The following is a 16,879-nucleotide window of genomic DNA, read 5'->3' as shown; positions in this document are numbered from 1 at the left end:
CACGTCTCGTCCAATGAACTTCCAACCCGGCGTCGATACGGTCGGTGCCATGACCGCCACCCCGCACCGCGTCGCACCACGTGCCTCGGGCGCGACCACCATGCTGCTGACGATCAGCGTCGGCGAGTGCAGTGCGACGCCGTCGGCGACCAAGATCTCGGGGACGTCGCCGGACGGTTCGAAGGTCGTGTCCGGTCCGGTCGGATGACGGCAGCGTCGCGACCCGCGGGTGGCCGCATGAACGTCACGCCCCCGTTCATCGTCAGCTCGCCGCCGGAGTGCACCTTTCATCACCGCGCCGACGAGGCATTGTCCGCCGCCGTGGGTGGCGACGGCGACGTCTTCGATGCGCATGGTCAGCGTCTCTCGTCGACCGAGGACGGCGTGCGCGTCCGGTCGGTGGAGCCGCACGAGCTGGCGCACCTGCTCCGCCGGTGGCTGGGACATGCTGGCGTCCCGGGGGAGTCCACGTCGGCATGGCCGCTGTGGCTGCTGGTGCACACGGCGGTGGAACACCGCGGCTACGGTGCCTGAGGCGCCGTCACGGCCGCGGTGACTACGCCTCGTAGCCGACGCACACCTGGGCCCCGTTCAGGACGCCCTCGCGGAAGGCCCGAGTTCGGTCGAACCCTGCGCCCTGTCGGTCGACGTCCCCGGTTCCGCGAAACAGCAGTAGCGCCTTGATTCCCTCGTCCAGGTCACCCGGCGAGATGTGGTAGCTGCTGGTGGACTCGCGGTTGAACAGGATGACGCTCGCGGTGTAGGCGCCCGCGAGACAGTCACCGCGAAGGGTGGACGTCTTCTCGTCGGAGTCGTCGCCCAGCCGGCTGAGCGCGGCCAGCCCGAACTGCGTCGCCAGCAGTGTCGCGACCGCGTAGTCGCCGCCCTGCCGGTACACCTCGGGCATCGTCTCCGCGTTGTCCCAACCCACGTAGTCGTCGGGCACGCAGTAGAACAGGACGTACCCCTCGGCGGAGGAGCCGCCGCACTCGGGAGGGCTCGACGGCTCGAACGGTGCAAGGCCCCGAAGCGGCGACCACGCCTGCCCGTCGGTCAGCTCGGGGTAGACCTGCGTCCAGTAGTCCTCTAGGTCGTACGGCACGCCGTTGACGATGGAGTCGTAGGGCGCGTTGCCTTCGTTGGCCTCGTCCTCGGCGTCGTTGAACGGCAACTCGAGCACCATCGGTTCACCGTCCCGATAGTCCTTGCACTTCGCCGCGCCGTTGTCGTAGCCGTCCTGGAACGCGCTGACCCGATCGAACCCGCTGCCGTGGGCAGAGGGGTCCTGCGCGTTGGTCCCGGGTGTGTCCCGCAGGTCGAGGATGCCCGCCAGCGCACGGTCGAGATCAGCGCTGGACACGTCGAACACGTTGTCGTCCTGAGCGTGCCGGGCCCAACCACCCGCGAAGCAGTCCGCCTGCAGCTCGGAGGAGACGGTCAGCTGATTCTGGTCGAAGAACCCCGACCGCTGCTGCATCGCGTGGCCCCATTCGTGGGCAAGTACCACCGGAACGACGAAGTCCCCGTACTTGGACTGCAACTCGGGTAGCAAACCGTCGGCGTCCCAGGCCACGGAGTCGTCGATCTTGCAGTAGAACGCGTTACCCGCGACGTCGGCGTAGCTGCTCGCGCAGTCGGGCCCGATCTCGGAATCCGGGGTGGACGCGTACAGCCCACCCGTGACGGGTTCGTAGTCACGACCGTACAACGCGGGAAACTGCTCGGACCAATAGGTCTGAAGGTCGGTGATCGCCTCGATGGCCAGCTTGTTGACCGGGGTCGACGGGTCACCCTCGATCGTGACGTCGCCGGCTCCGGCCTTGTCGGCGGTCGGCGTGGGCACGGCCGTCTCCTGGCCGCCGCAACCAGCCACCAACACCGCCGCAGCGAACATTGCCACACCCGTCTTGATCATGGTCGGAAGGTAGCGACGGGGATTGGAAACCGGTTGGAAACGGCGTCTCTGGTGCCCGCGAACCGACCGCCCCCTCACCACACGCCCGGGACGAGCCTCGAACGCACCCGCGTCGCGTACTCGGCGTAGCCCGCCAGTTCGTCGCGCAGCATCTTCTCCTCGTCGGCGATGCGCAGCGCGAGGACGGGTACGGCGGCGGCCACCACCCCCAGTCCCCACAGCGAGTCGAGGGCGAGCGGCATGCCGACCATCATCACCAGGGCGCCCGAGTACATCGGATGGCGCACCACGCCGTAGAGGCCGGTCGACACCAGGGGCTGTCCCTCCTCGACGGTGATGTTCGCGGAGGCGTAACCGTTCTGCACGACGACCAACTGGGCGAGCAGGAGGCCCACTGCCACCAGCACATAACCGACCGCGACCGCCCACGGCGGCACCGACGACCAGCCGAACCGGTGATCCAACGCGGAGACCACGAGCGCGGCTATCACCAGCACCACGGTCGCGGAGATCACGATCCGTTGCAGCGGGCGGGTTTCCGCAGTCGGGCCCGCCCTCATCCGGCGCTGCAGGGCGGCCGGGTCGCGGACGGCGAGGTAGATGCTCGGCAGGATCGTCGTCACGAGGAACACCGCGATGAAGGTCCAGCCCTGCCAATACGCCACCGTCCCCGCGGGAACGAACAGTGCGACCGCGAAGAACGCGACGCCGAAGACGGCCGACGCCAGCGTCTGCAGTGCAATCTTCACGACGGCCCCCTCACGCTGCGTCGCGACGCCGGTAGAGCCACCCGGCGGCCGCCGACATCGCGACCGCCACCACGGCCATCACCTCGAGGGCGACCGCCGACGGGTCCGACGGCGCGGAGGTCCGGCCGATCGGCGACAGATCGATCAGCCACCGCGGCAGCCGCAGCAGGGCGCCCAGGTACAGCGCCAACACCACGAACGTCACGGCGAGCCAGGCGATCCAGGCCTGCCTGACCGACACCGCCAGCGCCGCGACGCCCGCCACGACGGCGAGTGCGGGGACGAAGGCCATGCCGGCCAGCGTCAGCCGCAGCACGGTCGACGGCTCGCCGAGCACCAGGCCGGCCCCCACCCCGTTGCCCAGCCCGGCGACGACCATCAGCACCGCCGCGCCCAGCACCGCCGACGCCACGGCCGACAGCAGCCAGCGCCACCGCGACACCGCTCCGGCGAGCACCGTCTCGCCGATCCCCGAACGCTCGTCACCGAGCACCCTGAGCACAGCCATGACGACGTACACGCTCGCCGCCGCGGCCAGGAACTGCGTCATCGTCGTGTAGACGCCGTCGTTGCCCTGCGCCGCGAGGACCCGGGCGAGCAGCTCGTTGCCCTCGGCAGCGTCCAGCAGCGACTTGGTCATCGACCCGAACGCCAACCCGGCCACGAACAGGCCCACCGCCCAGCCGATCGTCTGTCCCCGCTGCAGCAGCAGGTACAGCCCCAGAACGCCCCGCACCGGGCGGGCATCGGGCCGTTCACCGGACGACGCGATGGTGCCCGCGTCGTACTGGCGGCGACCCTCGAGCGCGGCGGCGGCCGCGACGAGCGCGACGGCCAACAGGATCAGCATCGCCAGCGGCCACCACCGGAGGTCGACGAAGGCGCGCATCTGCTGCGCCCAGGCGATGGGGGAGAGCCAGCTGACGGGGCTTCCCGAGTTGTCGATGACGTCGCCGACGCCGCGCACCAGGGCGGCCAGTCCGAGCGTCGCCATCGCCGCGCCGCTCGCCGTTCGGGCCTGCCGCCACAGCTGCGCGGTCACCGCCGCGACCGCACCGAACACCACGGCCACAGCGGTGATGCCGAGACTCATCGCGGCGGTGTCGACGACGCCGAAGCCGGTGGCGGACATCGCTGCCGTCATCGTCACGGCCAGCACGACGTTGACCCCGCCCACCAGGCTGAGTGCGGCGGTGGTGCGGGCGTACCGGCCGACGGGCGCCGCGAGGACCAGCTCGGCGGTGCCCGACTCCTCCTCGGCGCGGGTGTGGCGGATCACCGTGAGGATCGCGAGGATCGACGCCGCCACGATCAGGGTCAGCATCAGCTCGTTGGCCATCATGGCGCCCAAATCGGCTTCGTCGCCACCGAACATCGGCCCGCCCAGCATCATCCCGGCGGGGGTCTTGAGCAGGTTGACCCGCGACAGCCGTTGTGCCTCATCGGGATACGCCAGTCGGATGGCGTTCGGTGCGTACGCCATCATCGACGTCAACGCGACGACCCAGATCGACAGTCGCACCCGATCGCGGCGCAGTGCCAGGCGGATCAGGTGGGCGGTGCCCGTCCACGGTGATGCGGTGGTGGGCGCTTCATGGCGACCGGACCGTGCGACGGTCGCCGTCGCGCTGGCGCTCACCGGTCCGATCCCGAGTACTCCCGAAGGAACACGTCCTCCAACGAGGCAGGCGCGACGGTCAATTCGTCGATGCCGAGTCCGGCAATCCTGACCATCGTCTCGTCGAGATCCCCTCGGTCCACCGCGAAGGTCACGACGCCGTCGTCGACGCGCACGTCGTGGACGTAGTCGAGCCGCTCGAGTTCGGCGACGTCGCCGCGTAGGCGTGCGGTGACCGTGGTGCGCATCAGGTGCCGCATCTCGGCCAGCGTGCCCGAGCGCACCGTCTTTCCCGCCCGGACGATCGTGACGCTGTCACAGAGCCGTTCGACCTCGGCGAGGATGTGGCTGGACAGCAGTACCGCGGCGCCCGACGCCGCCACCTCGGTCACGCAGTGCTGAAAGGCCTGTTCCATCAACGGGTCCAGCCCGGAGGTCGGCTCGTCGAGGACGAACAGCTCACTGCGCGTGCAGAACGCGGCGACGATCGCGACCTTCTGCCGATTGCCCTTCGAGTAGGTGCGCGCCTTCTTGTGCGGATCGAGTTCGAAGCGATCGATCAGCTCGTCGCGCCGGCGCCGGTCGACCGAACCGTCGCCGCGCAGGGAGGCGAGGAAGTCGATGGCCTGCATCCCGGTGAGGTTCGGCCACAGCGTGACATCGCCCGGTACGTAGGCGATCCGGCGATGCAGGTCGACGGCGTCGCGCCACGGGTCGCCGCCCAGGAGTCGGACCGTGCCACCGTCGGCGCGCAACAGTCCGAGCAGGATCCGGATGGTGGTCGACTTGCCGGCCCCGTTGGGTCCGAGGAAGCCGGCGACGTCACCGGGTGCGACGGTGAGGTCCAGGCCGTCGAGTGCGGCGACGCGGCCGAACGCCTTCGTCAGTCCGGTGATCTCGACGGCGGGTCGAGTGTCGTCACCCATGCTGGTCTCCTTCTGCCGAGGTGAACGGGATGCCCTGCTCGCGCTGATGCCGGAAGGCGTCGTACATCGTCGGATCCGCCATCAGCCCGTTCGTGTAGACCTCGAGCGCCGGCAGCACCATCTCCTCGCCGTAGTCGCGTAGGACGGTGCGGAGGTCGGTCGGGTCGTCGTGCAGTTGCAGGTAGAGCAGGAAGGCGCCGCCGCCGGCCATCGCCAGGAACCGTGCCCGCGCCGCCGGGTCGGCGCTGGGCTGGATGGTGCCGGCTCGCACGCCGTCGTCGAGGTACTGCTCGACGTTGTCGATCATGCTGCGCCACAGCATCTTCGACAGGTCACCGCCGTTCTGCATGCTGCGGACGAGGTACGCCATCAAGGGGGCGTACTCGTCGATCTCCGACACCTGCGTCAGCCAGGACACCGGGTCCGAACTCTGGATGGCGTCGCTCTTGCGGGCGCGGATGGTCTCGGTGATGAAGTCGTCGCACGCCTTGCGCAGACCGTCCTTCGAGCCGAAGTGGTGGATGACCAGTCCCGGGCTGACGCCCGCGGCCGTCGCGATCGCGCGCACGCCGACCGCGAACCCGTCGCGGCCGAACAGTTCGATGGCGGCATCGCGGATGCGGGCCACCGCCGTGAGGTCGTCCGCTGAACGCATGTTCAACAGACTAAACGCGCGTTCAGTCGGCCGTCAAGAGTTTGGGCTAGGCGGTGATCGAAGGCGTGCGTCAACCGGCGAGCGTGCGGATTCTCGGGTTCTCACCCGGCGTGTCGCCCGCAGACACGCACGCTCGCGAAAGAAGGGGAGGGCTCGCGAAAGAAGGGAAGGGGCTCGCCCGGGGGGAGTGGGGGGCGGGTCAGTCGCGGGCGGCGGCGAGCAGACCGTCGCCGAGCGGGATGAGCACCGGCGTCAGACGTTCGTCCTCGGCGATCAGGCGCGCGGCCTCGCGGACGGCGGCGACCTCCTTGTCGGAGGCGTTCGCGTCCCCGGCCCGGCCCCCGAGGGCGGCGCGGTGCACGACGATGGCGCCGCCGGGGCGCAGCAGTCGGACTCCCTCGGCGACGAACTGCGGCTGGTCGATCGGGTCGGCGTCGACGAAGACGAGGTCGTACGACTCGTCGGCGAGGCGGGTCAGCACCTCCTGTGCGCGGCCACCGATCAGGCGGGTGCGCGACGGCCCGACGCCGGCCTCGGTGAACGCCTGCTTGGCCAGCCGCTGATGCTCGGGTTCGACGTCGATGGTGGTCAGGACGCCGTCCTCGCGCATTCCGGCCAGCAGCCACAGGCCGCTGACGCCCGCGCCGGTCCCGACCTCGACGACGGCCTTGGCGCGCGCGAGCCTGGCGAGAACGCTCAGGAGGGCGCCGACGGCGGGTGTCACGGCCCCCGCTCCGCTGTCGTCGGACCGCTCCCGCGCGGCGGCGGTGATCGAGTCCTCGGTGATCGACTGTTCTGCGTGCGTCAGGATGGACTCGGAGCGACTCGGCCGTACCTGACCGTCATCGGTGCTGGCCATGCCCGCAGCGTAGAGGTCGACCGTCCGGGGCGAGTCGGCGACACGCCCGCACGGCGACGTGGGAATGACCGACTCGGCGGCCGGTTTGTGCACTTCGGGGCGGGGGTAGACGGCTTTCTCAGGAAAAGTTCAGTCTGCTCATATGTCCACCTCAACAGGGTGCGGAACGGTAATCCTCATGACACGCGGCGCCGCCCCGGAATCCGGGCAGGACAGTGGGAATTATCGCGCCGGGAACTCGGTTTCCGAGGACATGACGCCGTCGCAGTCCAAGGGCGCGCGCACGAAGGATCTGGAGGATCTGACGACCACCACAAGCACGTCCCCCGTGTTCATGGCCCACCTCGAGGCCGGCTCGGACGCCGAGCAGGCCGGCTGGGTCGAGCCCACCGACGAGTTGACGGGCACCGCCGTCTTCGACGCCACCGGCGACCAGGCGGCCATGCCCTCCTGGGACGAGCTGGTCCGTCAGCACGCCGACCGGGTGTACCGCCTGGCCTACCGCCTGTCGGGCAACCAGCACGACGCCGACGACCTCACCCAGGAGACGTTCATCCGGGTGTTCCGGTCGGTGCAGAACTACCAGCCGGGCACGTTCGAGGGCTGGCTGCACCGCATCACGACCAACCTCTTCCTCGACATGGTCCGGCGTCGCAACCGCATCCGCATGGAGGCGCTGCCCGAGGACTACGACAGGGTGCCGGCCGACGACCCGAACCCCGAGCAGATCTACCACGACTCGCATCTGGGTCCGGACCTGCAGGCCGCGCTCGACTCGCTGCCGCCGGAGTTCCGCGCCGCCGTCGTCCTGTGCGACATCGAGGGCCTGTCCTACGAGGAGATCGGCGCCACGCTCGGCGTCAAGCTCGGCACCGTCCGCAGCCGCATCCACCGCGGCCGGCAGGCGTTGCGCGACTACCTGGCCGCCCACCCGAACGCCGACACCGGCCACCACGCCCGTTCCGCGTAATCCGTCGGGCGCTCCCGGGTGTCCGGGGCCACTGGTCGCGCTACATTCGAAGGGGCGCGCACCGCGTCGTGCGAAGGACTGGAGAGGAGCTGGATGATGGTCGATCCGGGACACGTCTTCCGTCGAGCGTTCTCGTGGTTTCCCACGCAGTTCGCGTCGCAGAGCACCGGTCCGGTGGGTCCACGCCAGTTCGGCTCCACCGAGCACCTGTCGACCGAGGCGATCGCCGCCTACGTCGACGGCGAACTGAGCATGAAGGGCCACCTCCGCGCGGCCGGGCACATGTCGCAGTGCCCGGAGTGCGCCGCCGCGGTCGACGCGCAGGGGCAGGCGCGGACGGCGCTTCGGGAGTCCTGTCCCATCTCGATCCCCACGTCGCTGCTGGGTGCGTTGTCGCAGATCCCGCACCACGTGCGGCACCATCCCGCCCCCGTCGACGACGACCCCTCGCTCGCCGACGACATCCTGCGTGACCGTCGCCGACGCCGGTAGGCTGAGACTTCACGGTTTGGGCAACGAACCGGGTGTGATCAGGAATCGCGCACGTCAGCCGTTCGGCTGGCGTGCGCCGCTACGAAAGTGGATCAACGGGTGAGCAATCAGGACCAGTCCGGGAACACGCACCGCCTGGCACCCCGCCCGGTGAACCGCCCACCCGTCGATCCGGCCGCCACCCGCGCGTTCGGCAGGCCCGAGGGCTTCAGCGGCTCCTTCCTCGGCGCCGACAAGCAGCGCGACCAGGGTGAGTACGCCCCCAGGAACCAGCCGCCGGATCCCGTACTGGCCGAGGCCTTCGGCCGCAACGGCGCCGGCGACTCGCTGCAGCGCCATCCCGCCGACGCGGGCGCCCTCGACGCCGAGCGCGACACCAGCGGCGACGTGCCGCCGGACCCGTGGCGCGATCCGTCGGCGGTCCCGTCGCTCGGAACGCCCGCGCAGCCGCAGGCCGCGCCGGTCGTCGCGCCCGTCCCCACCGGCAAGCTCGGCGTCCGCGACGTGCTGTTCGGCAACCGGGTGTCGTGGACGGCGCTGGCCCTGCTCGCGATCGTCGCGCTGGTCATCGGCATCGGCGGTGGCTGGGTGGGTCGCAAGACCGCCGAGGTCGTCGAGGCGTTCACCACCTCCAAGGTCACGCTGGAGACCGACGACAACCCCGAGGCGCCCGCGGGCCGGTTCGCCACCGTGGCCAAGGCCGTCGCCGACTCCGTCGTCACCATCGAGGCCACCAGCAAGAACGAGGGATCGCAGGGCTCCGGCGTCGTCGTCGACGGTCGCGGGTACATCGTCACCAACAACCACGTGATCTCCGAGGCCGCGAAGAACCCGGCCGACTACAAGCTCACCGTCGTCTTCAACGACGGCAAGGAAGTGCCCGCCAACCTCGTCGGTCGCGATCCGAAGACCGACCTCGCGGTGATCAAGGTCGACAACGTCGACAACCTGTCGGTCGCGCGGTTCGGCGACTCCGAGAAGATCATGGTCGGCGAAGAGGTCATCGCGGCCGGCGCGCCACTGGGTCTGCGCAGCACCGTCACGCACGGCATCGTCAGCGCACTGCACCGTCCGGTCCCGCTGTCGGGCGACGGCTCGGACACCGAGACCGTCATCGACGGCGTGCAGACCGACGCCTCGATCAACCACGGCAACTCCGGTGGCCCGCTGATCAACATGAACTCCGAGATCATCGGCATCAACACCGCAGGCAAGTCGCTGTCCGACAGCGCCAGCGGCCTAGGCTTCGCCATCCCCGTCAACGAGGTCAAGAGCGTCGTCGACACCCTGATCAAGGACGGCAAGATCGCCCACCCGACGCTGGGGCTGTCCGCCCGCTCGGTCAGCAACTCGGTCGCCTCCGGTGCCCAGGTCGCCAACGTCACCGTCGGCGGCCCCGCCGAGAAGGCCGGACTGCTCGAGAACGACGTCGTCGTCAAGGTCGGTGACCGCAAGGTGGCCGACGCCGACGAGATGATCGTCGCGGTCCGCCAGCTCAAGATCGGTCAGGAAGCCCCCATCGAGGTCATGCGCGACGGGCGCCCCGTCACCATGATGATCACCCCGGGCTCCGACGCAGACCAACCCAACTCGTAGTCGTGTTCGCCAATGTCGGGTGGGGCGAGATGCTCGTCCTCGTCATCGCCGGGTTGGTGATCCTCGGACCCGAACGGCTGCCCGGTGCCATCCGCTGGACGTCGAGTTCGCTGCGTCAGGCACGCGAATACCTCAGCGGCGCGACCAGTCAGCTACGCCAGGACCTTGGTCCGGAGTTCGAGGATCTGCGGGAGCCGCTGTCGGAGCTGCAGAAGCTGCGGGGCATGACGCCGCGCGCCGCACTCACCAAGCACCTGCTCGACGGTGACGACTCGTTCCTCACCGGGAAGTTCGACACGCCCGCCGAGAAGCCGCACTCGGCGCCCCCGCTCGGACCACCCCCGCCGAAGCCCGTGACGCCGTCGGCGGCGACGCCGTTCGACAGCGACGCCACCTGACCCCGCTGGGTCAGCGGCCGGCGGGATCCAGTCCGAGCGACATGCCGGCGAGCCCGCGCCTCCGGGAGGACAGCGCGTCGGCGACCTTGCGGAGTTCCTTGCCCGCCACCGAGTCCGGCGCGCTGAGCACCAGCGGCACGCCCGAGTCGCCCGCCTCGACGAGCGCCGGGTCGAGCGGCACCTGGCCCAGCAGTGGCACGTCGGCACCAACGGCCTTGGTGAGTCGCTCGGCCACCTGACGGCCGCCGCCCTCGCCGAACAGGTTGAGCGTCGAACCGTCGGGCAGCAGCAGCCCGGACATGTTCTCCACCACGCCCACGATCCGCTGACGCGTCTGCAGCGCGATCGCGCCCGCGCGTTCGGCGACCTCGGCGGCCGCCAGCTGCGGGGTGGTGACCACCAGGATCTCGGCGCCCGGAATCAGCTGCGACACGGAGATCGCGATGTCGCCGGTACCGGGCGGCAGGTCGAGGAGCAGCACGTCGAGGTCGCCCCAGTAGACGTCGGCGAGGAACTGCTGCAGCGCGCGGTGCAGCATCGGGCCACGCCACACCACGGGCGTGTTGCCCTGGGTGAACATGGCGATCGAGATGACCTTCACGTCGTGTGAGACGGGCGGGAGGATCATCGACTCGACCTGCGTGGGGCGGTCGTCGGTGCCCATCATGCGGGGCACCGAGTGGCCGTAGATGTCGGCGTCCAGCACGCCGACCGCCAGTCCACGCGCGGCCATGGCCGCGGCGAGGTTGACGGTGACGCTGGACTTGCCCACCCCGCCCTTGCCGGAGGCGACGGCGTACACGCGCGTCAGCGATCCGGGCTGGGCGAACGGGATGACGGGTTCGCGGGAGTCGCCACGCAGCAGCTTGCGCAGTTCGGTGCGCTGCTCGTCGTTCATGACGTCGAGCGTGACCTTCACCGTGCCGGTGCCGGGCACGTCGGCGACGGCCTGCTTCACCCGCTCGGTGATCTCGCTCTTCTTCGGGCACGCCTCGGTGGTCAGATAGACCTCGACGTGCACGCCGTGCTCGGCGTCGACGGTGACGTTCTTGACCATGCCGACTTCGGTGATCGGACGACGGAGTTCCGGGTCGATCACCTTGCCGAGAGCGGCGCGGACGGCCGGCTCGAGGTCGCTGGGTGTGGGGGACATCGACTCGAGTCTATGCCGAGGTGCCGACCGCTTCCGCGGTGGTCAGCCGAGGGGCGGCGGACCCGGCAGGGGTGCCAGTGGTGCGGCCCCCGGCTGGGCGGGCGGCACCGGGCCCGGCGGGCCGGGTGCGGGTGCGGGTGGTGCGAACGCAGCGGGCGGCGCGAACGCCGGGGGAGGCGGTGGCGGCGGTGCGAAAAGCGGCGGCGGGAACGGCGCGGGTGGCGGTACCGCCGCGGGTCCGGCGGGCGTGCCCTGCAGGCAGAACACCTGACAGTTCTGCTGGGGTCCGCCGGCGACTGCGGGTCCGGGCAGCTGACCGGGCGCGGCGCCGGGCCCGCCGATCTGCCCCGCGGTGTTGGTGCCGTTGATGTCGAAGAGCGGGGTGCGCGCCAGCGGGTCGCTCGCCGGCAGGCCCGTCGCGTCGCGCGGTAGGCCCGGCCCGAGTCCCTCGGCGGTGGCGGCGAGGTGGACGTCGGAGATCGGCGGGGGCGTACCGCCGATCTGCGGCAGGTCGACGGGTTCGACGCCGGTGGCGTAGGCCGCCGCCCAGCCCAACACGTTCTGCGCGTAGGCCATCGAGTTGTTGTAGCGCAGGATCGAGGCCAGCACCTGCGACTGGTCGCGCAGGTTCAGGTTGCCGCTGCACAGGTAGCGCGCCGCGGCCAGCGTGGAGTCGAACAGGTTCTGCACGTCGGCCTTGCCGTCGCCGTCGCCGTCGGAGGCGTACCGGGCCCAGGTGCCGGGCAGGAACTGCATCGGACCCATCGCGCGGGCGTAGGTGACGCGGCCGGACTGCACGCTCTGCACGATCACCTCGTTGCCGGCCAGCGTGCCGTCGAGGGTGGGTCCGTAGATCGGCTTGATCGGCGTGCCCGCGGCGTCGGTGGCGCCGCCGTTGGCGTGCAGCGACTCGATGCGCCCGATGCCCGCCAGCATGTTCCAGCTGACGCCGCAGCCCGGGTACGCGGACGCCATCATGCGTTCGGCGTTGCGGTAGGCGTTGAGCGCCATGATCGGGATGCGGAGGTTGCCGACCGGCGCCATCACGATCGGCGGGGGTGGCGGCGACGCGGTCGCGGCCACGAACCGCAGCGGCTTGAGGGGCTTCGGCGCGGCGATGACGCTGGCGCCGTCGCGATCTCCGGTGTGCGCGACGGCGGCGAGCGGCGTGTATCCGTCGGCGCTGACGGCGTGCGTCGGGGCGGGGGCGGACGCTCCCACCGACGCGATCAGGACCAGTGGCGCGAGCACGGCAACTCCGAATGCCGGGGTGCGGGCGACGCGAACCGCGCGCCGTCGAACCTCCGTCAAGGCGTCGCGTCCCGCAAAGTGCACTAGAACCGTCCTCGCCAGCCGACCATCGTGTGAACCAAGTCACCATACCTACTGGCGGTTCATCCGTTGCAGCAATGCCGAAGCAGTTTCCCGTCAGCCGTTCTGCGGTTCGGAGAGCACGTCGTCGCGGGGCTCCACGCGCGCCGCCGACTTGCCCTTCTTGTCCGACTTCGACTTGGTGCCACCGTCCTTCATCGTCTGCATCTGGTTGATCAGCTCGCGCAGATCCTCCAGTTCCCGGCGGAGGTAGTCACGGGTGGCCACCTCGCCGACGGCGATGCGCAGGGCGGCGAGTTCGCGCGCCAGGTACTCGGTGTCGGCCTTGGTCTGCTGGGCGCGGCGCCGGTCCTCGTCGAGGGAGACCCGGTCGCGGTTCTCCTGCCGGTTCTGAGCGAGCAGGATCAGCGGCGCCGCGTACGCCGCCTGCGTCGAGAAGGCCAGGTTCAGCAGGATGAACGGATACGGGTCCCACTCCAGGCCGACGGCGAACAGGTTGAGCAGGATCCACACGATCACGAAGACCGTCTGGATCGCGAGATACCGTCCGGTGCCCAGGAATCGGGCGAACGACTCACCGAACTGGCCGGCCGCCTCGACGTCGAACTGCGGCGTGAACCGTCGCCGCGACGTGCGAGGCGTGTCGAGACGCTGACGCGCGGTCGACTCGCTCACGAGGCGCTACCGGTGGTCGGTGCGGGTGCACCGTCGGTGGCGACGGGGAGTTCGGGTTCCTCGACGCTCACCCGCCAGTCGTGCGGCAGCAGGTGGTCGAGCACGTCGTCGACGGTGACCGCACCCAGCAGGTGGTTCTCCTCGTCGACGACCGGCCCGCACACCAGGTTGTAGGCCGCGAAGTAACGGGTCACCGCGGCGAGCGAGGTGTCGGGCGTCAGGCTCGGAAGATCGGAGTCGACCATGCCGCTCACCAGCGCCGCGGGGGGCTCGCGCAGCAGTCGCTGCAGGTGCACGCAGCCCAGGTAGCGGCCGGTGGGCGTCGCCGTCGGCGGGCGCACGACGAACGCCAGCGACGACAGTGCGGGCGTCAGGTCCGGGTCGCGGACGCGGGCGAGCGCCTCGGCGACGGTCGCGTCGGGCGCCAGCACCACGGGTTCGGACGTCATCAGACCGCCCGCGGTGTCGGGGGAGTGCTTGAGCAGGCGGCGCACCGGCTCGGAGTCCTCGGGGTTCATCCGGGCCAGCAGCACCTCGGCGCGCGACGAGTCGAGTTCGCCGAGCAGGTCGGCCGCGTCGTCGGGATCCATCTCCTCGAGCACGTCGGCGGCACGCTCGGTGTCGAGCTGCTCGAGCAGGTCCACCTGCTCGCTCTCGGGCAGCTCCTGCAGGATGTCGGCGAGGCGCTCGTCGCCCAGGGCGTTGACCACCTCGTAGCGGCGCTTGGAGGGCAGCTCGCGGATCGCGTCGGCGACCTCGATCGGCCGCTGTCCCTCGAACTGCGCGAGCAGCTGTGCGACGCCCTGGCCGGGCAGCGCGAGCGCCGACGGCGTCAGACCGGCCACGTTCTGCCAGTCGACGGTGTGCACGTTGGTGCGGCGTCCCAACCGCCGGTGGTTGCGCACCGCGACGCGGGTGACCACCCAGTCGCGGGACCGGATCTGCTCGATGCCGAGGTCGATGACGATCACGTCGACGCCTGCGAGGTCGGGCAGCTCGGGATCGTTGACGCGGACCCGGGTGTCGAGCACCTGGCCCAGGACGAGGACCTCACCGGGCCGCTGCGCGAACCGGCGCAGCGACACGTTGCCGGTCGTGAGCGTCACCGCGTTCGGCTCGATGGCGGTCACCCGCAGGATCGGGACGAAGATCCTCCTGCGGGTCAGCAGCTCGACCACCAGGCCGAGCACCCGGGGCTGCGAGCGCACGACGCTGATGCTGATCACGACGTCGCGGACCCGCCCGATGGATTCACCATCGGGCCCGAGCACGACCAGCCCGGAAAGGCGGGCCGCGTAGACCCTGTTCACCGCCGACATGCCTCAAAGGGTAGAGAGTGATCACGTGGAGAACCTGTATCGCCCCCGTCGAACCGTCCTGTCGGTCCCGGGCAGCAGCGACAAGATGATCCAGAAGGCCAAGCAGCTGCCCGCCGACGAGGTGTTCCTCGACCTCGAGGACGCCGTAGCACCGGAGGCCAAGGCCGAGGCGCGCACCCGCGTGGCCGCCGCGCTCGCCGAGCCCGGTTGGGGCACCCAGCTGCGGGGCGTGCGGGTCAACGACTGGACGACGCCGTGGACGCACGCCGACGTGATCGAGGTGGTCGCGGCGGCGGGCGCACACCTGGACCTGATCGTGCTGCCGAAGGTGTCCGCTGCCGTGCACGTGCACGCGCTCGACCTCCTGCTCAGCCAGCTCGAGGCGACGCACGGGCTGACGCCGGGCGGCATCGGGGTGGAGGCGCAGATCGAGAACGCCGCGGGGCTGACCAACGTCGACGCGATCGCCGCGGCGCCCCGCGTGCAGGCGCTGGTACTCGGGCCGGCCGACATGATGGCGAGCCTGAACATGCGCACGCTGGTGGTGGGGGAGCAGCCCGAGGGCTACGACGTCGGCGACGCCCATCACCACGTGCTGATGCGCATCCTCGTCGCGGCCCGCACCCGCGGGATCAACGCCGTGGACGGGCCCTTCCTGAAGGTGCGCGACACCGCCGCGTTCCGCCGGGTCGCCGGCCGCTCGGCCGCGCTGGGGTACGACGGCAAGTGGGTGCTGCACCCGGACCAGATCGAGGCCGGCAACGAGGTCTTCAGCCCGCGTCAGGCCGATTACGACCACGCCGAGCTGATCCTCGAGGCGTATGACTGGCACACCTCGCGTGCGGGTGGCGCACGCGGCGCGGTGATGCTCGGCGACGAGATGATCGACGAGGCGAGCCGGAAGATGGCGCTCGTCGTCGCGGGCAAGGGGCGCGCCGCGGGGATGCCGCGGACCACGCCGCCGTTCCGGCCGCCGGACTAGACGAGCGAGAAGTCGCCGGTGACGAGGACGACGACGAGCAGGAAGTAGAGCGCGTAGCCGATCGTCACCAGGGCGCCGATGACCACGCCCGCCAACGCCAGCCCGTACCCGTCCTGGCCGGTGCTGCGGGTCTCGCGCATCGCGACGATCCCGAGGATCAGACCCACGATCGAGGGCAGCCCGCAGCAGAGCAGGCCGACCAGCGACGTCACCAGTGCGGCCGTGGCCTTGCCGTTGGTGCCGGGAGGTGTGGCCGGGCGGTAGGGGTCGTAGCCGCCGTGGTCGTAGCCGGCGTACGGGTAGCCGGGTGCCTGCGGCGGTGGGCCGTACCAGGGCGGCGGCGGGTAGGCGCTGCCCTGTACCGCCGGCGGCAGGTCGGGACCGGCCGGGTAGTCCACCGGCGCGTGCGGGTCTGGTGGCGGGTGCTGCGGCGGCGGGGGGCCGTCGGTCACGCCAGCATGGTGCCCGCGAGCAGCAGGCTGATCAGCAGCGAGACGGCACCGACGGCGATGCCGGCGATGGCCAGGTTGCGGCCGTTCTGCGGGTTCTGCTTGATCTGGTTGAGCGCGATGACGCCGAGCGCGATGCCGATGATCGACCCGATGCCGCACAGCACGCCGATGCCGGACGCCACCAGCGAGTAGATCGCCAGCGAGTTCGTCTTCTGGCTCTGCTCGCCGTAGCCGGGGCCGCCGTAGCCCGGTCCGCCGTAACCGGGAGCGCCGTAGCCGGGCGGCGGGCCGTAGCCCTGGGCGCCGTAACCGGGCGCCTGGCCGTACCCGGGCGGTTGGCCGTAACCCTGTCCCTGGGGGTAGCCCGGCGGCGGATAGCCGGGTGCGGCACCGTACGGCGGGGGCGGCGGGTAGCCGCCCTGCGGGTAGCCGGGGTCGGCGCCGGGATGGACCGGATCGGCCGACGGCGAGCCGTACGTGGGGTTCTCGTAGGACGGGGCCCCGTACTGCGGCGGCGCGTCGTACTGCTGCGGTGGGTCGTACGCCGGGTTCTCGTACGCGGGCGGCGAGTCGCCGGACGGTTGCTGAGCGTTCTCGATGCCGGGGGCTTCATAGCCGCCGGACGTCGGTTCCGACGGACCCGAACCACTGTCGGGTGAGGACGACTGGCCGGAGTGTGAACCCTCATTCGTCATGGCGACAAACCTAGCGCACGGCCCGATACGAGGTGTTCGATGCGTATTTCGGGGCACGATGATGATCGCCGGTGCGTTCACACTCGAGACGAG

At 70.6% G+C, this 16,879-nt stretch carries 19 protein-coding genes; 7 read left to right on the top strand and 12 right to left on the bottom strand.

Going from position 1 to position 16,879, the window contains the following annotated elements:
- Window positions 1-49: 49 nt before the first annotated feature.
- Together AC1MEY_RS15155 and AC1MEY_RS15150 are read left to right on the top strand one after the other, a co-directional pair.
- Window positions 50-208, top strand: a complete 159-nt coding sequence (locus tag AC1MEY_RS15155) for a hypothetical protein (protein WP_480226321.1) — start codon at window positions 50-52, stop codon at window positions 206-208.
- A 29-nt stretch (window positions 209-237) separates the two neighbouring features.
- Window positions 238-534: a hypothetical protein gene (locus AC1MEY_RS15150; RefSeq protein ID WP_480226320.1), complete on the top strand. Its 297-nt coding sequence runs from the start codon at window positions 238-240 to the stop codon at window positions 532-534.
- Window positions 535-556: 22 nt separating this feature from the next.
- On the opposite strand, the gene AC1MEY_RS15145 is transcribed toward AC1MEY_RS15150, so the two are convergent.
- From AC1MEY_RS15145 to AC1MEY_RS15120, 6 genes are all read right to left on the bottom strand, one after another.
- On the bottom strand, window positions 557-1,915 hold the full coding sequence (locus tag AC1MEY_RS15145; RefSeq protein WP_480226319.1) for a neutral zinc metallopeptidase: 1,359 nt from the start codon (window positions 1,913-1,915) through the stop codon (window positions 557-559).
- A 74-nt stretch (window positions 1,916-1,989) separates the two neighbouring features.
- On the bottom strand, window positions 1,990-2,664 hold the full coding sequence (locus AC1MEY_RS15140; RefSeq protein WP_480226318.1) for a methyltransferase family protein: 675 nt from the start codon (window positions 2,662-2,664) through the stop codon (window positions 1,990-1,992).
- A 10-nt stretch (window positions 2,665-2,674) separates the two neighbouring features.
- Window positions 2,675-4,303, bottom strand: coding sequence for an ABC transporter permease (locus AC1MEY_RS15135; RefSeq protein WP_480226317.1), 1,629 nt, complete (start codon window positions 4,301-4,303; stop codon window positions 2,675-2,677).
- Entirely contained in the window at window positions 4,300-5,208 is a 909-nt protein-coding gene (locus AC1MEY_RS15130; protein WP_480226316.1) for an ABC transporter ATP-binding protein, read from the bottom strand. Before AC1MEY_RS15130 ends, AC1MEY_RS15135 begins: the two co-directional genes overlap by 4 nt.
- Entirely contained in the window at window positions 5,201-5,863 is a 663-nt protein-coding gene (locus AC1MEY_RS15125; RefSeq protein ID WP_480226315.1) for a TetR/AcrR family transcriptional regulator, read from the bottom strand. The genes AC1MEY_RS15130 and AC1MEY_RS15125 overlap by 8 nt, the downstream gene beginning before the upstream one ends.
- Window positions 5,864-6,062: 199 nt before the next feature.
- Entirely contained in the window at window positions 6,063-6,722 is a 660-nt protein-coding gene (locus tag AC1MEY_RS15120; protein ID WP_480226314.1) for an O-methyltransferase, read from the bottom strand.
- A 178-nt stretch (window positions 6,723-6,900) separates the two neighbouring features.
- Between AC1MEY_RS15120 and sigE the strand changes: the two genes are divergently transcribed.
- The 4 genes from sigE (at window position 6,901) to tatB (ending at window position 10,178) form a co-directional block, all read left to right on the top strand.
- Window positions 6,901-7,692: an RNA polymerase sigma factor SigE gene (gene sigE, locus AC1MEY_RS15115; RefSeq protein WP_480226313.1), complete on the top strand. Its 792-nt coding sequence runs from the start codon at window positions 6,901-6,903 to the stop codon at window positions 7,690-7,692.
- A 96-nt stretch (window positions 7,693-7,788) separates the two neighbouring features.
- On the top strand, window positions 7,789-8,184 hold the full coding sequence (gene rseA, locus AC1MEY_RS15110; protein ID WP_480226312.1) for an anti-sigma E factor RseA: 396 nt from the start codon (window positions 7,789-7,791) through the stop codon (window positions 8,182-8,184).
- 99 nt (window positions 8,185-8,283) lie between these two features.
- On the top strand, window positions 8,284-9,780 hold the full coding sequence (gene htrA, locus AC1MEY_RS15105) for a serine protease HtrA (RefSeq protein ID WP_480226311.1): 1,497 nt from the start codon (window positions 8,284-8,286) through the stop codon (window positions 9,778-9,780).
- 2 nt (window positions 9,781-9,782) lie between these two features.
- Window positions 9,783-10,178 carry a Sec-independent protein translocase protein TatB gene (gene tatB / locus AC1MEY_RS15100; protein WP_480226310.1) on the top strand — a complete coding sequence of 132 codons (396 nt, stop codon included), beginning with the start codon at window positions 9,783-9,785 and terminating at the stop codon, window positions 10,176-10,178.
- Window positions 10,179-10,188: 10 nt separating this feature from the next.
- Here tatB and AC1MEY_RS15095 read toward each other — a convergent pair whose 3' ends face one another.
- The 4 genes from AC1MEY_RS15095 to AC1MEY_RS15080 all read right to left on the bottom strand — a co-directional run bounded on the left by AC1MEY_RS15095 (window position 10,189) and on the right by AC1MEY_RS15080 (window position 14,657).
- Complete coding sequence (locus tag AC1MEY_RS15095) at window positions 10,189-11,331, bottom strand: Mrp/NBP35 family ATP-binding protein (protein ID WP_480226309.1); 1,143 nt, start codon at window positions 11,329-11,331, stop codon at window positions 10,189-10,191.
- 42 nt (window positions 11,332-11,373) lie between these two features.
- Window positions 11,374-12,666 (bottom strand): lytic transglycosylase domain-containing protein, encoded by a 1,293-nt coding sequence (locus AC1MEY_RS15090; RefSeq protein ID WP_480226308.1) that lies wholly within the window; start codon window positions 12,664-12,666, stop codon window positions 11,374-11,376.
- A 93-nt stretch (window positions 12,667-12,759) separates the two neighbouring features.
- Complete coding sequence (locus AC1MEY_RS15085) at window positions 12,760-13,338, bottom strand: DUF1003 domain-containing protein (protein ID WP_480226307.1); 579 nt, start codon at window positions 13,336-13,338, stop codon at window positions 12,760-12,762.
- Window positions 13,335-14,657, bottom strand: a complete 1,323-nt coding sequence (locus tag AC1MEY_RS15080) for a magnesium transporter MgtE N-terminal domain-containing protein (protein ID WP_480226306.1) — start codon at window positions 14,655-14,657, stop codon at window positions 13,335-13,337. The genes AC1MEY_RS15085 and AC1MEY_RS15080 overlap by 4 nt, the downstream gene beginning before the upstream one ends.
- A 25-nt stretch (window positions 14,658-14,682) precedes the next feature.
- Here AC1MEY_RS15080 and AC1MEY_RS15075 point away from each other — a divergent pair, with 25 nt between their 5' ends.
- Window positions 14,683-15,639 carry an HpcH/HpaI aldolase/citrate lyase family protein gene (locus tag AC1MEY_RS15075; protein WP_480226305.1) on the top strand — a complete coding sequence of 319 codons (957 nt, stop codon included), beginning with the start codon at window positions 14,683-14,685 and terminating at the stop codon, window positions 15,637-15,639.
- On the opposite strand, the gene AC1MEY_RS15070 is transcribed toward AC1MEY_RS15075, so the two are convergent.
- Both AC1MEY_RS15070 and AC1MEY_RS15065 read right to left on the bottom strand, forming a co-directional pair.
- The gene (locus tag AC1MEY_RS15070) at window positions 15,636-16,091 is read right to left on the bottom strand and encodes a DUF4190 domain-containing protein (protein ID WP_480226304.1); all 456 of its coding nucleotides are present in this window, start codon (window positions 16,089-16,091) and stop codon (window positions 15,636-15,638) included. The two genes, AC1MEY_RS15075 and AC1MEY_RS15070, sit on opposite strands and share 4 nt — an antisense overlap.
- Window positions 16,088-16,786, bottom strand: a complete 699-nt coding sequence (locus AC1MEY_RS15065) for a DUF4190 domain-containing protein (RefSeq protein ID WP_480226303.1) — start codon at window positions 16,784-16,786, stop codon at window positions 16,088-16,090. The genes AC1MEY_RS15070 and AC1MEY_RS15065 overlap by 4 nt, the downstream gene beginning before the upstream one ends.
- Window positions 16,787-16,879 lie beyond the last annotated feature (93 nt).

It is taken from the genome of Mycobacterium sp. PTI7 (assembly GCF_056679845.1).
Note: the sequence above shows the minus strand (reverse complement) of the source record. Positions and strands in the feature narration are given on the sequence as shown.